General features: G+C 38.1%; 13 protein-coding genes. 7 read left to right on the top strand and 6 right to left on the bottom strand.

The features are described 5' to 3' along the window. The first annotated feature begins 148 nt into the window (after positions 1-148). Both lipA and O1450_RS06805 read left to right on the top strand, forming a co-directional pair. On the top strand, positions 149-1,162 hold the full coding sequence (gene lipA / locus O1450_RS06810) for a lipoyl synthase (protein WP_269230189.1): 1,014 nt from the start codon (positions 149-151) through the stop codon (positions 1,160-1,162). A gap of 385 nt (positions 1,163-1,547) precedes the next feature. Further along, positions 1,548-3,251, top strand: a complete 1,704-nt coding sequence (locus O1450_RS06805; RefSeq protein WP_269230188.1) for a DUF4394 domain-containing protein — start codon at positions 1,548-1,550, stop codon at positions 3,249-3,251. Positions 3,252-3,318: 67 nt separating this feature from the next. On the opposite strand, the gene O1450_RS06800 is transcribed toward O1450_RS06805, so the two are convergent. From O1450_RS06800 to O1450_RS06790, 3 genes are all read right to left on the bottom strand, one after another. After that, entirely contained in the window at positions 3,319-4,425 is a 1,107-nt protein-coding gene (locus O1450_RS06800; RefSeq protein WP_269230187.1) for a beta-ketoacyl-ACP synthase III, read from the bottom strand. A gap of 46 nt (positions 4,426-4,471) precedes the next feature. Next, entirely contained in the window at positions 4,472-8,326 is a 3,855-nt protein-coding gene (gene hrpA, locus O1450_RS06795) for an ATP-dependent RNA helicase HrpA (RefSeq protein WP_269230186.1), read from the bottom strand. 113 nt (positions 8,327-8,439) lie between these two features. Then, positions 8,440-9,600: a sterol desaturase family protein gene (locus O1450_RS06790; RefSeq protein ID WP_269230185.1), complete on the bottom strand. Its 1,161-nt coding sequence runs from the start codon at positions 9,598-9,600 to the stop codon at positions 8,440-8,442. 499 nt (positions 9,601-10,099) lie between these two features. On the opposite strand from O1450_RS06790, the gene ahpC reads away from it, so the two are divergent. After that, positions 10,100-10,663: an alkyl hydroperoxide reductase subunit C gene (ahpC, locus tag O1450_RS06785; protein WP_004662563.1), complete on the top strand. Its 564-nt coding sequence runs from the start codon at positions 10,100-10,102 to the stop codon at positions 10,661-10,663. Between the two features lie 253 nt (positions 10,664-10,916). Further along, a complete protein-coding gene (locus O1450_RS06780) occupies positions 10,917-11,129 on the top strand; it encodes a KTSC domain-containing protein (protein ID WP_269230184.1) in 213 nt (70 codons plus the stop codon). Between the two features lie 46 nt (positions 11,130-11,175). On the opposite strand, the gene O1450_RS06775 is transcribed toward O1450_RS06780, so the two are convergent. After that, positions 11,176-12,375, bottom strand: a complete 1,200-nt coding sequence (locus O1450_RS06775; protein ID WP_269230183.1) for an alkane 1-monooxygenase — start codon at positions 12,373-12,375, stop codon at positions 11,176-11,178. A 122-nt stretch (positions 12,376-12,497) separates the two neighbouring features. On the opposite strand from O1450_RS06775, the gene O1450_RS06770 reads away from it, so the two are divergent. Then, a complete protein-coding gene (locus O1450_RS06770; RefSeq protein WP_269230182.1) occupies positions 12,498-13,547 on the top strand; it encodes an AraC family transcriptional regulator in 1,050 nt (349 codons plus the stop codon). Here O1450_RS06770 and O1450_RS06765 read toward each other — a convergent pair. Beyond that, a complete protein-coding gene (locus tag O1450_RS06765; protein WP_005159636.1) occupies positions 13,524-14,111 on the bottom strand; it encodes an O-methyltransferase in 588 nt (195 codons plus the stop codon). The two genes, O1450_RS06770 and O1450_RS06765, sit on opposite strands and share 24 nt — an antisense overlap. A gap of 38 nt (positions 14,112-14,149) precedes the next feature. Continuing rightward, on the bottom strand, positions 14,150-14,368 hold the full coding sequence (locus O1450_RS06760; protein WP_004662574.1) for a DUF1653 domain-containing protein: 219 nt from the start codon (positions 14,366-14,368) through the stop codon (positions 14,150-14,152). Between the two features lie 231 nt (positions 14,369-14,599). On the opposite strand from O1450_RS06760, the gene ahpF reads away from it, so the two are divergent. Both ahpF and O1450_RS06750 read left to right on the top strand, forming a co-directional pair. Then, positions 14,600-16,165 (top strand): alkyl hydroperoxide reductase subunit F, encoded by a 1,566-nt coding sequence (gene ahpF / locus O1450_RS06755; protein ID WP_269230181.1) that lies wholly within the window; start codon positions 14,600-14,602, stop codon positions 16,163-16,165. Between the two features lie 159 nt (positions 16,166-16,324). Continuing rightward, entirely contained in the window at positions 16,325-16,669 is a 345-nt protein-coding gene (locus tag O1450_RS06750; RefSeq protein ID WP_269230180.1) for a hypothetical protein, read from the top strand. Positions 16,670-16,709 lie beyond the last annotated feature (40 nt).

Raw genomic sequence — 16,709 nt, 5'->3', positions numbered from 1 at the left:
ATAACTAATATGCTATGGCTTGATGTATTTCTCAACCATATATTTTTATATATTCACATTTTCAAAATGAATACCTAATTCATCCTATAAACCAATAAATTTGACTATAATAATCGAATATCTCAAGCAATAGGTTGTAGAAAATAATATGTCTGAACACCGTAAACCTGAACAGGGCTTAAAACTTCGTGGCGCAGAAAAAGTCGCAAGAATTCCTGTAAAAGTTATACCTACGGTTGAAGTGCCTCGTAAACCAGACTGGATTCGCGTCAAAATGACTGCACCTGAAGAGGTTCAGCGTATAAAAACAACTCTACGTTCGCAAAAACTCCATACTGTTTGTGAAGAAGCTGCCTGCCCTAACCTCCCTGAGTGTTTTGGTGGTGGTACTGCTACTTTTATGATCATGGGTGATATTTGTACTCGCCGTTGCCCGTTTTGTGACGTGGCGCATGGCCGACCAAATGCACTCGACGCAGATGAACCACGCCACATGGCCGAAACCATTTCCAACTTAGGTCTTAAGTATGCAGTGATTACTTCTGTAGACCGTGATGATCTATTAGATGGTGGTGCTCAACACTTTGTGGATTGTATTAAAGAAGCTCGCGCACTCAGTCCAAAAACTTTACTAGAAATTTTAGTTCCAGATTTCCGTGGGCGTATGGATATTGCCTTACGCATCATGACCGAATGTCCACCCGATGTTTTCAATCATAATATCGAGACAGTTCCTCGCTTATACAAAGCAATGCGTCCAGGTTCTGACTATCAACATTCTTTAAATCTTTTAAAAATGTTTAAAGAATACTGTCCTGACGTACCAACTAAATGTGGTTTGATGGTTGGGATTGGTGAAACAGAAGAGGAAGTGATTGCTTTACTCGATGATCTTCGTGCGCACGACGTAGATTACGTGACCATTGGTCAATATCTACAGCCTTCTAAGCAACATGCACCGATTGATCGCTTTGTGACTCCAGAAGAATTTGAGCGTTACGCTGAACATGGTCGAAAATTAGGTTTTAGAAATATTTGGTCAGCGCCAATGGTTCGTTCTAGCTATTTCGCAGATCGTCAATATCATGGCGAACCTGTCCCAGCAGTACGACGTAAAGTCGATCCAGCGAAAAAAATTGCAGTTCAAACTGTAGAAGCGTAATCAATAAATATATCGAAATCGAGAGGGTTTTTAAAATTCTCTCGATTTTTTTGGGATTTTAAACATTATATTTTTACCACAACAATTACTTTAATAATTTAGAATTTCTTAGCTAGCGTGAAGTTGGCGTGAACAATTACAAACAAAAACTCAAATACACAAAAATCACTTAAAAATACTAATTTACTTTCGACTTTACCCTACATAATCTAAGAAAAGTAAATATAAGATTTTTAAATTATTTATTTAAAAATAAAAGTCGATATCTTTTCTAAGGCTAGACTCATTACAGCAATCCAATAACAAGAAGCTAGCAGTTAATAAATAACAGGGAATACTTCTCAAAAGCTTCTTATAACTTAAATATGTATCAGGATAAACGATTATGAATAAACGAGCATTAACTTTAACCGCAGCAACCCTGAGTAGCCTAATATTATTGGGTTGTAATAATGACTCTAACAACGATACAGAAACTACAAATACTAATACAGGTGACACTTTAATCTTAACAAATAACGGTATGATCAGTTCAATTGATCGAATGATGCCAAATAAAATCGTGTCAAATCTTAAAATTATAGGTCTACAAACAGATGATGAACTCGTTGGAATCGATTATCGCCCGAAAGATGGAAAACTTTATGCGGTGGGATTATTAGGTAATATTTATACTTTAAATCCTGCAACCGGTTCAGCCACTTTTACAAAAAAATTAATGGCTGATCCTACTGATACGACTGATGGAAATGCAGCATTTACTAAGATTTTAGGCGATGCAAATCTGATTACCGTGAACTTCAATCCAGTTGCAGATCGTTTGAGGGTTATTACAAATACGGGGCAAAATCTTCGAATTAATGTGGATACTGGCGCAACGATTACGGATGGTGCGATCAATTTAACAGAAAGCAACCCTACTATTGTTGCTGGTGCATATACCAATGCATTTGCAGGAACTGGATCAACCAAACTCTATAGTATTGATCAAAATAGTGATCGAATTTATATCCAAAATGCGAATGCTGGAACTCTTGGAGCTTCAGCAGCATTAGGTGCAGATATCAATACGAATGGCGGTGGTGGCCTAGACATTGATCCGGTCAGCAACGTCGGATTCGCAGTACTTAAACTCACCTCTGGAGCATATAAATTCTTCCAACTCAATCTTGCCAATGTTGGAACCAGTAATGATGCCGTGTTTGCTTCTAGTGATTTAAATAATAGTTTTAATACGATGGGAATTCGTGGAATTGCTCTGAAAAGAGCTTCTGACTCTACTGCACAAGCTTTTGGTTTAACGGCCAATAATAAATTACTAAATTTTGCTTTAAATAATCCAAACTCAGTTTCTGAAAAATCACTAACGGGTCTGCTCGTTGATGAACGATTTGTGGGAATTGACTATCGTTTGAGAACAGCAACTGATCATTCGGGTAAACTTTACGGATTAACAAATAAAGCGAATTTATACACGATTAATCCTGAATCTGGCTTAGCAAGCTTAGTAAGCACATTAAAACCAGCAGCAGGTAGTAGTTTTACTGCATTGGATGGAACCAGCTTTGCTGTTGATTTCAATCCAACTGCGGATCGATTACGTGTCATCAGTAATACAGGCCAAAATCTACGAATTAATGTAGATACAGGTGACACCATTAAAGATGGTGATATTAATGGTGCCTCAGGTGCAAAAGTAACAGCAGCCGCTTATACCAACAGTTTTAAAACCCCTGTGGCTACACTTGCTACCGAATTGTTTGATCTAGATCAAACCAATAAGACATTAACCAAACAGAATCCACCTAATAACGGCACCCTGAGCCTAATTGGAAGTCTAGGTATTAATCTTGGCACTGATAATGGCTTTGATATTGCGGGTGGAGATAATGGCTTAGCTTTAGCAGCAGTCTCAGGTGCTTCAGGACCTTCTGTGTTATATCGTATTGATCTAAATAGTGATACTACAATTACAACTCCAAGAGCACGTTTAGCAATTAATGTGGATGGAACACCTAATCTAAATGCGTCTACAATCGGAACCAATAGCACACCTCAAGTGATTGATTTAGCAATTTTATTTAAGTAGAACTTAGAGCACATAAAAAAACACCACAACTTTGATTGTGGTGTTTTTATTTAAATAGAGATAATTATTATGCAATATGTTTTTGCACGATGATTGAACCTACAGAATAACCCGCACCAAATGATGAAATCACAGCATATTCGCCATTATTAACTTGCTCACCTGTACGATGCATCGCAATAATTACACCCGCAGAAGACGTATTGGCAAACTCATCTAAAATAATAGGTGCACGTTCTAAATCAGCTTCTTTACCCACAACAAGTTTTAAAATGAGTTCATTCATATTCGCATTGGCTTGATGCAACCAGAAACGCTTAACTTGCTCAGGAGTTAATTCAAGTTTTTCTAACTGTGCAGTAATGATTTTTGCAACCAGTGGACAAACTTCTTTAAAGACCTTACGACCGTCTTGACGGAATAGCTTGTCATCAACAACTGCATCTTCGCTACGATTTAAGAAACCAAAGTTATTACGAATGTTATTTGAGAACTGAGTAAACAAATGAATATCTAGGATTTCATAGCCTGATTTAGTTTCAGTTTCTTCGATAATTGAAGCCGTTGCAACATCACCAAAAATGAAATGTGCATCACGAGTACGGTAGTCTAAATGACCTGAGGTAATTTCAACATTGAGTAATAATACACGGCGTGCGCCACATTTCACTGCATCATAGGCTTGCTTCAAACCGAATGTTGCAGCAGAACAAGCCACATTCATGTCATAAGCATAACCTTGGATACCCAAAGCTGACTGAATTTCAATTGCAACAGCTGGGTAGGCACGTTGCATATTTGAACAAGCTAAGATGACAACATCAATGTCTTCTGCGGTAACACCTGCATTTTCCATCGCTTGTTTTGCAGCAATTACGCCCCACTCCGCTTGAAGTGAAAGCTCATCATTGCTACGTTCTTGCAAACGCGGACGTAAACGGGTCGGATCAAGGATACCTGACTTTTCGACCACATAACGGCGCTGGATACCAGACGCTTTTTCAATAAATTCTGGGCTTGAGCCACGTAATGCTTCGATCTCGCCAGCAGCAATTTGCTCAGCATTTTCTTGATTAAATTGTTCTACATAAGCATTTAAACTTTCAACCAACTCTTCATTAGAAATAGATTCGGTTGGGTGAAATAACCCTGTACCTGTTATACGAATGCCCATGTAAAACTCCTGTAAAGAATGCTTCTAACTTTCATTATTGCTCAGTTTAACCGATTGCTAATCGATCCCATAGTTTTTGCAATCTAGTTGGTGAAATTGGCATCTTTGTTTTCATCGGTTGAGAAAACAAGGAAATTCTAAGTTCTTCCAACATCAAATACAATTCTTTGATTTTAGGATCATTTTTAAATTTAAATACTTTGTCCATCCATGGATCGACATCGTCAATTGCAGCGAGGTCACGTTGTAGATTATTTGGCAAACGATCCAAACGCAATAGTAATGCTTTTAAAAACCGTGGGTATTCCTGCCAAATCTCAACAGGTTTACTGTAGACAAAGTTCCCTAATGACATTAAATCAAGTTGGTCTTCTATGTCATCTACACTTCGACCAAAGATATCCTGATCTAAAACCAATAACTCGCGACGAATTTGCTGCCATTGAGTAAAAATCTCTGTAATATCAATTAAAACCTTTTGACCATCTACCAAGAATTGCTTTTTTACATCAGCCATTAGCTGATTAAATTCCGCTGTATCTTTAGGCAAAGTTTTTATTGAAACTTGTAAGGTTGCATAAACCAGCATTTGTTCCAACTTCGCCCGATCACCTAAAGGTGAATATGCCAAAGCCAATGGTTTGGAAATCTGTTTTTTCAATTGACGGATTAAATCCCCCAATTGCATGTGTAAAAGACGAATCACGCCTTCACGATGTTGCTTAATTGCTTCATCTTGATCATTAAAGATTTGAATCACTACACCCGACTCATCTTTAACATCAAGTTCAGCAAAAACTTTACTTGGAACCAAAGCCTGATATTGCTTTACGACCACACCCGTGACTTTTTGAGACGCTTCAAATACAAAATTTTCAGGGAAAGTATGGAACTCACCCTTTTGTTGCTTCACAGGACGATGAGTTTCAACACGACAACGTGCTTTGAGTTCATCTAAATCACGTCCTTGCGCAATGAGTTTGCCTTTTTCATCCACAACTTTAATAAAAGGTACGAGATATTGATCAATTCGTTCAAAAGAAAAATCTTTTTCAGTAATTTGCTCACCACGCAGAGCAAAAGCTAAATAACTAAATAAGTGCTCACGTAAATGTACTGCATCAACACCTTGCATCAGTTTTTTCGCAGTATCTGGAATCGGAACTAAATTACGACGCTTATCTTTAGGCAACGCCTTAAGCAAAGCTTCAATTAAATCCTGACGCCACCCAGGAATCCCCCATGACCATTGCTTTTCATCTACTTGTGGCAAAGCCTGCACAGGAATTTTAACCGTTGCACCATCTTCATCATGGCTTGGATCAAAACGATAGCTCGCAGCTAAACGCAATTGTCCATTATGTAAATAATCTGGGAATTGCTGTGTGGTTGGCCGATCATTCATCCATAAGGCATCATCTTCTACAAAAAGATAACGCGGATGATCTGGCTCTACTGTTGCACGCCAATCTTCAAAACTACTGCGGCTGGCAATTTCCTCTGGCACTTTTTCAGCATAAAATTGATAAATAGTTTCTTCATCGACCACTAAATCACGACGACGCAATTTATCTTCAACACGCTCAACTTCTTCAAGCTTCAATAAATTGTGCTTTAAAAACGGTGGCGTAATACCCAAATTACCAGTCGTTAAGGCATCCCGTAAAAAGATTTCATGTGCCGCGGCTTGATCCACTTTTTCAAAATTCACCATACGTTTTGGTTCAATAATTAAACCAAACAATGAAATTTGCGCATAGGCATTCACAATGCCTGCTTTTTTCGACCAATGTGGTTCGAAATAGTGATATTTCAATAGGTCACGTGCAGCTAATAAAATCCATTCAGGATCAATTTTTGCCAAAGTGCGTAAATACACTTGAGAAGTTTCCACCATCTCAAATGCCATTACCCAAGCAGTATTGGTCTTATGCAGCGTACTGGCAGGAAATACCTTGGCTTTCTGCTGACGTACCGCCATAAAAGTATTACGTTCATCGGTTTTATTGGCGATAAATGAAAGTAAACCCGTTAACAAAGCACGATGTAAATTTTCATAATTGGCTGCCTTTTCATTAAAGCTCAGCTTTAATCCTTCAGCCAACTCAACTAATTGTTGATGGGTTTGCTTCCATTCCCGTAAACGTAACCAACTTAAAAAATGTTGACGCGCAAATTGACGGCGCTTGTTTTCAGACTGCGTATCAGGACTGGTTTGCAGCGTATTCCAAAGTTTTAAATAGAATAAAAAGTCTGAATCTGCTTCTTTGAATAAAGCATGCTTCTGATCAGCCTGCATTTGTTTATCGGCAGGTCGTTCTCGTGGATCTTGAATCGCCAAGGCACTGACAATAATTAAAGTTTCTTTCAGTACACCAAAATGAGCGCCACCAATCAGCATACGAGCTAATCGTGGATCAATCGGCATGCGTGCCATCATTTGACCCACTTTAGTTAAATCATTTTTACGTTCGCTTAATGCACCCAACTCAATCAAAAGCTTGCGCCCATCATTCACCAAACGGAAATCAGGCGGCTCAATAAAGTCAAAATCTTCTAAACTACCTAAACCCAAACTTTGCATTTGTAAAATGACAGAAGCTAAGTTGGTTCGTTTGATCTCTGGTTCAGTAAACTCAGGACGACTTAAAAAATCCTCTTCACTGTATAAACGAATACAAACACCCGCAGCAATACGGCCACAACGACCTTTACGCTGATTGGCTGCTGCCTGTGAAATCGCTTCAATCGGTAAGCGCTGCACACGTGAACGGTAGTTATAACGTGAAATACGGGCAAAACCGCTATCGATCACATAACGGATATTAGGAACGGTTAATGCTGTTTCAGCAACGTTGGTTGCAATAATAATACGGCGACCTTTACCACTTGGACTGAAAATCTTTTGCTGCTCGGCGAGTGCCAAACGTGCATATAAAGGCAACACTTCTGTATGCCGAGGACCATATTTTTGCAGCGTTTCCTGTAATTCACGGATTTCCTGCTCTGTGCTGGCAAAAATTAAAATATCAGCGTGTTCAGGATGCCCCTTGGCATCTGCATCGGCAAAACACTCTTCAACTGCTTGTACCACAGCACGTGGTAAGTTCTCTTCAAAATCATCAAACTCATCATCATCACTACCAATAATACTGAGTTCCGAAATTGGACGATAACGTACTTCAACAGGGAAGCTACGCCCTTCTACTTCAAAAATCGGTGCATCATTAAAGTATTGGCTAAAACGATTTACATCTAAAGTCGCCGACGTCACGATTACTTTTAAATCAGGACGCTTTGGTAACAACTGTTTGAGATAACCCATGATGAAATCAATATTCAGTGAACGTTCATGGGCTTCATCAATAATGATAGTATCGTATTTTGAAAGGAAGCGGTCGTTCGTCAGCTCAGCCAGCAAAATACCATCCGTCATCAAACGCACGATAGAATCTTGTGACCCCTGCTCATTAAAACGGATTTTAAAGCCAATCGCCTCACCTAGTTTCTGCCCAACTTCTTCTGCAATACGTTGTGAGACACTGCGAGCAGCTAAACGTCGCGGCTGAGTATGCCCAATCATCCCAGTGAGACCACGACCAGCAAGCATGGCAATTTGTGGTAACTGCGTGGTTTTACCCGAACCCGTTTCACCAGCCACAATAATCACTTGATGCTTTTGTATTGCGGCAATCAAACGATCTGCATACTGAGTAACAGGTAAATCTTGATTGAGTTTAATTTGGGGAATACGCGCTAAGCGTTGTTTGACTTTGTCATTTGACTGTTGAAAAAGTTTTTCTATTTCCGCTGTTTCTGTTTTTTTATCTTTGCGTAGTCGATTTAAACGGTGACGGTCACGTGCCATAACCCATTGATCTACATTTAAATGACTCTGCACTGAACAGCTTTCCTAACAATAAAAATAATCGGCTATTTTACGCCTTAAAGCGTTGCTATGCAAAGAAACTGCATCAATCTGTTCAGAATATTAATGCAGTTATGTCTTTATGCTTATGATTTAGATGAATGATCAAAATGTTGCCGCAAACGTTTTATATACTTTTTAAATGGCCATGTGAATTGTTTAACAAAACTATTCGGTATCTTATAACCAACTGTGCCGTAAACACTCGCAAGATGATTTGGCATGTATACACTTTTAAAGATCACATCATAGATTGGAATAAAAGCAGCATAGTTTTTATCAATCGCAGGCTTCTCTGAAGAATGGTGCCAATGATGAAACTCAGGAGTTGCAATTAGCCAGCGCAAATATGGAAAACGAAAACGTACATTTGAATGAATAAAAATGGCATGAAACGAAATAAAAACAAGATAAGCAAATACAGCCGATGTATGAAAGCCCAGTAGGAAAATAGGTAAGGTAGCAATAAAACGTGTCATTAGTACTTCTACGATGTGCAGTCGTGAAGATGCCAACCAATCCATATACTCGGTGGAATGATGTATCGCATGGAAACGCCATAATAGATCTATTTCATGCATCGCTCGGTGCAACCAGTACACGACGAAATCAACCACAATCAATAACTCAATAAACTGCAACCAAATTGGCTGAGCTTGCACAAAAGGTACGATTGGATTATTGGGTAAGTGGGTAATCCAGTATTGAATCGGCATCACTGTCAAAAAGGTGAACAATTGAATTCCGATATGACTCAACATGAAATATTTCATATCCGTCACCCAACCTACCCTTAAGATTTTTTGATCAGGATTTTTAGCAAAGAACCCCTCAAGTGGAATGAAGATAAGAGCCAAGAGCACTAGGGTTAAAATGAAATAATCAATACCTGCGTAAAAAGGTAGGTTGGGTAAGGTTGGCGCTTTAATTAATCCACAGCCTAAAACTGCTGCCACAACAGCAAAACATAAGCCATAAAAACCATAACGATTTTGTCGAAATAACGCACTAAAAATCCCAAAACCAGCACTCAGCGTAATACCAAACATCAAACTGAAATAAAAAATATCATAATGTTTGGCATAAATAGGACGTAGTTCAGGCATAGTCAGTACCGACGGGAACATAAAACACAAAGCCCCAAAAATAGCTAACAAACCCAAGGACATTGAAATAAAAGCACTAATTTTACCTAAGCCTGCATTCAACTCTAAATTTTCGAATTTTTGTCTTAATTGATCAGTCATTTTTATAGATTTCACTGTATACCCGAGAATGTAAATTTCCGAGCTAAAATTTTCGTTTTTCTCAAATAAAAAAATTTGAGCATCCATCAAATTTAGCGGATTCTAAAGTGATCAAATATTTAACACAAGCTCAGAAAACAAACAATATAAGCTCTCAGTTCGATAAAAACATCGTATTACAATTATCGTGTGCTTAAATCTATATCTTGGTTTTCTCTATATTTTTTAGATTTTTTCAATTTTACCCTTGAATTTTAATACTATCGACTGCATGTTGTTATGCAAGTTAGTTTTAGGTATTCGTCATATTTGCTTCATCTTGTTGGAGTCAAATAGGCTTATATCTTAGGGTGAAAATCGTTTTATATTGATTCATTCAATTTTCCGATTTTAGTCATGTAAAAATACTATTTCCCCAATAACTAAAAATTATTTATTCTTGACCTCGTAAACAAGTAAGGCATAGCCTCTCAATAAAACCTCAATCATGGAGACAATGATGAGCTTAATTAATACTGAAGTTAAACCATTTAAAGCTGATGCATTCCGTAACGGTGAATTCATTCAAGTAACTGATGCTGATCTTAAAGGCAAATGGTCTGTTCTTATTTTCATGCCAGCTGCATTTACTTTTAACTGCCCAACTGAAGTTGAAGATGCTGCTGAAAACTATGAAGAATTCAAAAAAGCTGGTGCAGAAGTTTATATCGTAACAACTGATACTCATTTCTCTCACAAAGTATGGCACGAAACTTCTCCTGCTGTAGGTAAAGCTCAATTCCCATTAGTTGGCGACCCTACGCATCAATTAACACGTGCTTTTGATGTGCATATTGAAGAAGCTGGTTTAGCTTTACGCGGTACGTTCATCATCAATCCTGAAGGCGTGATTAAAACTGCTGAAATTCATGACAATGCAATTGCGCGTGATGTATCAGAAACTTTACGTAAACTTAAAGCTGCTCAATTCGTAGCAAGCCACCCAGGCGAAGTTTGCCCTGCTAAATGGAAAGAAGGTGAAGCAACGCTTGCTCCATCGATCGACCTCGTTGGTAAAATCTAATTTTTAGATTTAACAATGTTGAAAAGAAACCACTCTAAAAAGAGTGGTTTCTTTTTATTTGTCATTTGGTCATTTTTTACGATACGTCGATCTCAATTCAATAGTAAATTTTTTACAATTCTTATACTTATAAATTTATAGCGAAATTCATTTATCAATTGTCAGCCTGCATTACATGGAGTAATGTCAAATTATGAAACATAAAGAGTTTTTTGTATGTACTAAATGATCAAACTGAAATGGGGGCAAATATATGGAAAAAACTGTTGTTGTAACCTCTTGGAAATATGATATTTCTTCACGTTATTTAAAAATTTTCTATAGCAATGGCACTGCCGAGCTTTATCACCCTGTTCCAGAGTTTATTTATAATAATTTACTACGCACCTCGGATAAGACCGCATTTGTTCATAAATACCTTGAGTTTGATCTTCACTTTAAACGACTTTATCTTTTAGCCTCATAAATAAAAAACCAGCCTATATTAAGGCTGGTTTTTTTATTTAAATTTATTAAGCAGCTTCGACTTCAGCTTGTTCAGCATACTTCTCTAATATTTTTTCTTTTGCGTCTGGATGAATATTAATTTTCTCCATATTCCCTTTGTAATGCTCTACAACTCGATCATCCATAATTTTTGACCACCATGAAGGAATAAAGGCTGGCAAAATCATCGCACCATAACCTGCTGGTAATTGCGGTGCATCTTCAAAATGACGTAAAGTCTGGAAGCTACGTGTTGGATTTGCATGATGATCTGAGTGACGCTGTAATTGATACAAGAACAAGTTAGTCACTACATTGTTATTGTTCCAACTATGTTCAGGTAAAGTACGCTCATATTGACCATTGGCTTTCTTTTCACGTTTTAAACCATAATGCTCAATATAATTTACCGATTCAAACAAAGTAATCGCATAGGCAGCCTGTGTCACTTGGAATGGTACTGAACGCACTCCAAATTTGCTAAACATAGCAGCATGGTATACGGCAGACATCGCCCAACCATGAATCAATTCATTCTCTTTACAGAAGAATGGCAATTTTTTACGTTCTAAACGATTTTTCTCAATTTCAATCGCTGATTTGAAACTACCAATCACTGTACGAGGTAAAAATTTCCAGAAAGTTTCACCAAGTCGAGATGATGCCGGATCTTCTGGCGTTGCAACACGACGGTGATGACCATATGGATGCTCAATACGGAAATGATTATAGCCCGATGGAGCTAATGCCAAATGTGATAAATAATGTTCGAGACGACCACTTTTATGGCTCAATTCATGCGCCGTATTGATGGCAATACCATTCACCATCCCCACCAAAGTACCCAATAACGCTTGATCTGCAAGTGATGTACCTTTACGACTTGCCAAATAAGTGCCGTAAATATTGGTCGCATATTGCAATGGAATAAAAAGTTTAACAATTCGAGAATAATATGGATCAGCTTCTAAATCTGCAATCGCATCAAGTGGTGGATTTTCTGTGTCCTCGCCAATTAACTTATCCAATGCAGGAATAACACCATGAATAAATAATGGGCCAAAAGAGGCAAAGAATTTTTTGGTTTTTTTCGGTCCAAATTGATAACCTGCTAAACCACTCATTGCAATAGTCGGTACAGCCAAACCCAATAACCACAAGTGACGTTTTTTATCTTTAAAAGTTGTTGTTGCTTGCTCTACATCCAGTTGAGTATGCATATTCATTAGAAACTCCTCAATCAAACACAAAAAGTTTTGCTTGAATTGATTGTGTTCTTTTACAGTCACTCTATATTATCATTTTAAGACTTGATATTATCATTTTAAGACTTTACTGGATTTTTATTGTGCAAAAACAGCAAATCCCTGTTATTCCGTCTCGTTATTATTTGCGGTTGATCGAAATTCTGATTGGTACTCATCAATATGATAATGAGGTATTAAACGCATTTCATAACGAACTCTCTAAAACTGAGCTTTTATCAATTCAACAAATTGAACAATTTATTGCACTTGGCCTGAGCCTACCAAATACAGAAGATTTGGCTTTTGAACTCGGTAAAAATCTAAAACTCAGTTCGCATAGTTTGGTTGGATATGCATTAATGACCAGTCCAAATTTAGAACATGCTTTGAGATTAATCGCACAATATTTTCGGCTAATTATGCCGAGCTTTAAGCTATCGATTCAATTTCCAACTAATCAACATAAGGTTGAGTTATTACTTGAACCCATCTTGCAAATGAACAAGCAATGTTTAGCATTTCATATTGAAGCAATTGCCGTTGGATTTTATTACAGCTTATTAGAACTTGCAGGACAACAATTACAACGTTACCAAATTTATTTAAGTATACCCGAGCCTGTTTATGCTGAACGCTATATACATCTCGTTAAAGCAAATTTTCATTTTAATTACACATGGATATCAGGTATACGCGTTGTGATTGATCAACAACAACTGGCACTTCCCTTACCTTTAGCGGATGCTCATAGCCTAAAAGTGGTTGAACAACGTTGTCAGGAACAGATTCAGAAAATTTATCATCAAGGTGAAATTGTTGAATGGGTCAGCATGATGTTAAGACAAGCCAATCAGATTCCAACATTAACTGAATGCGCTAAAGTTCTAAATATTTCCACCAAAACTTTACAACGTTATTTGCAGCAACAAGGAGTTGAATTTCAAAATTTAAAGCAGCAGATTAGCACCGAGCGGGCCATTGATTTATTAAAGAATTCCAAGTTTACCATCACCCATATTGCTTATGAATTAGGCTATTCGAACCCTGCCAACTTTACCCGTGCATTTAATAAAATTATTGGTTGTAGCCCACAAAGCTATCGTCTAAAACATCAAAATCAGATGCCCTTACTTCAGGACGACCAGACATAGACCAGCACCAACAGGCAAAATGGTACTCATATAGTTTTCATCTGCTTTGATCAACTCAAGAAAATCTTTGACCTCAGCAGCATGCGAAATGACATTATCTACGATTAAAGTATTACCCGAGAACTGCAATAGACGTTTTAAATCATTCCAATAACTCACATAACAGCCACGCTCTGCATCTAATAAAATTAGATCATAGGATTCAGTTGCTTGTGCCAAATAATCTGAGGCATCGCCCACCCAAAAATCAATAAAACTCTCTAATCCAAATTCTTCAGCATATTTCTTGGCTTGAGCACTACGGAAAGCATTGATCTCTAAGGTTTGAACTTTACCTCCGACCGATTTTGCAGCTTCAGCCAACCATAAGGTTGAATATCCTGTCGATGTTCCAATTTCTAGAATCTGCTTTGATTGCTGAGTACGTACTAACATCCCAAGTAACTTAGCAGATTCTGCTTCAATATTTCGGTAACGTCTTAAACGATCAGACTGCCGAGCATCATGTTGCTTAAATTCATCATATAAATCAGCAATACGTTGTAAAAAAACGGTGCTCGTCATGTCTTGTCTCCGTAATGCTCAAAAGCAAAAGGTCAAATTTAAGTCGCTTGTATTAATTTAAAACGTGGAATAACTTGCCCATCTTCAAGTTCAACTGTTTCAACAAACATTGATAATGGACGCACCCACATTGAATAATCACCATATAAACACTGATATACAACAAGTTGTTCCTCAGTTTCACTATGTCGAGCAACATTAAATACCTGATAAATTTGACCCTTGTAGTGTTGATAAATACCACGTTGTAATACCATTTTCTGCTTCCTTATATATGCCATGAAATGATTGCAGTTATATAACAAGTTCGATTCGATTCAAATTTTTATGCTCATGTACGCACAAAAGTTCCACAAATATACTTTAAAATTCAAAAATCCGATTAAATTTATAAAAACATACTGTTTTACCTATTTATACATTTTGCGTACTATAGCTTCATTGAATGAATTTAGCTGATTTGAACTGCTTAGAATTTGGAGAAATACATGTTAGATCAAAATATTAAAACGCAATTAAAAGCTTACTTAGAACGTTTAGAAAGTCCAATCGAGTTGGTTGCTGCTTTAGATGAATCAGACAAAGCCGCAAAAATTAAAGAACTTGTGACTGAAATTGCAGAACTTTCTGATCAAGTCACGGCACGTTTTGACGGTTCAAACGCTCGCCGTCCGAGTTTCGGTGTGGCTAAAGCAGGTGAACAACCACGTGTGTTCTTTGCTGGTTTACCGATGGGACATGAGTTTACTTCTTTGATCTTGGCTTTATTACAAGTGTCAGGCTATGCCCCTAAAGTCTCTGATGAAGTATTAACTCAGATCAAAAGCTTAAACTTAAAAGCAAACTTTGATGTGTTTGTTTCATTGAGCTGCCATAACTGTCCAGATGTGGTTCAAGCACTCAACTTGATTGCAATCTATAACCCAAATGCAACTGCGACCATGATTGATGGTGGTTTCTTCCAAGAAGAAGTTGAAGAACGCAAAATCTTAGCTGTACCGATGGTGTTTCAAGACAATCAACATATTGGACAAGGTCGTATGACTTTGGAAGAAATCGTGGCGAAGCTAGACACTAATTCTGCTGAGAAAGATGCCGCAGCACTCAATGCCAAAGATGCTTTTGATGTATTGGTGATTGGTGGCGGTCCTGCAGGTGGTACAGCAGCGATCTACGCAGCACGTAAAGGCATCAAAACAGGTATCGTGGCTGAACGTTTTGGCGGTCAGGTCATGGATACCATGGACATTGAAAACTTCACCACAGTACAAAAAACGGTAGGTCCAAAGTTTGCTCAAGATATGGAAGCACACGTACGTGAGTACGGTGTGGACATCATGAATTTGCAACGTGTCAGCAAGATCACAGGTGCAGATCAGACAGCCAATGGTCTGGTTGAAGTTGAATTGGAAAATGGGGCTAAGCTTGAATCTAAAACCATTATTCTTTCAACAGGTGCACGTTGGAGAGAAATGAATGTACCAGGTGAAGCAGAATACCGTACCCGTGGTGTGGCGTACTGCCCCCACTGTGATGGCCCACTCTTCAAAGGCAAGCGTGTTGCGGTGATTGGTGGTGGTAACTCTGGTGTAGAAGCAGCGATTGACCTTGCAGGCATTGTAGAGCATGTGACGTTGGTGGAGTTTGATACCAAGCTTCGTGCAGACCAAGTGTTGCAAGACAAGTTAAACAGCTTGCCAAATACTACTGTGATTTTGAATGCGCTTAGTACTGAAGTTGTCGGTGATGGTTCACAAGTGACGGCGTTGAAATATAAAGATCGCGCGACTGATGTTGAGCATACGGTCGAACTTGCAGGAATCTTTGTACAAATTGGTTTATTACCAAACACCGATTTCTTGAAGAACAGTGCGGTTGAACTCAGCAATCGTGGTGAGATTGTGATCAATGATCGAAATGAAACCAATGTCAAAGGTGTGTTTGCTGCGGGGGACTGTACCACCGTGCCGTACAAGCAAATCATTATTGCGACAGGTGAAGGTGCGAAAGCTTCTCTATCAGCTTTTGACTATATGATTCGCTCTGATGTTTAAAATAATCTAAAAACATGTGCACGCATTTACATTTCAAAAATGTAAGTGCGTGTTTTTACAAGTTATCAACAAATTTTCAACTTTATTATTCATACAGTTTATGTTTATATTTTCGCTATCCATACCTATTGGATGCCACAAAGAAAAGGAAACATGAAAATGAATAAATTACTTGTTGCATTAGGTCTCGCTGCTACTGTTGCACTTGTAGGCTGTAATAAAGATAAAGCGCCTGAAACTGGGGCAACTACTGGCGAACACTTAGAACATGCCGCTGATCAAGCGAGTGCTGATGTAAAAAATGCTGCTGATTCTGCTGCGAGCAATGTTGCTACTGCGGTAGATACTGCTGCTGATCAAATTGATGCTGCTGCTGATCATACTGCGAATGCAACTGCTGAAGCTGCTGCAAAAACTGAAGCCGCTGCACGTGATGCAACTGCTAAAGTTGCTGGTGCAGTTGAAAACGGCGCTGCTGATGTAAAAGAAAAAGCTCAACAATAATCTTTTGATTATAAAAAAAGCCTCTGATCACAGAGGCTTT

Source organism: Acinetobacter sp. TR11 (genome assembly GCF_027105035.1).
Classification (GTDB): Bacteria; Pseudomonadota; Gammaproteobacteria; order Pseudomonadales; family Moraxellaceae; genus Acinetobacter.
This window is presented reverse-complemented; position numbering and strand designations above follow the sequence as displayed.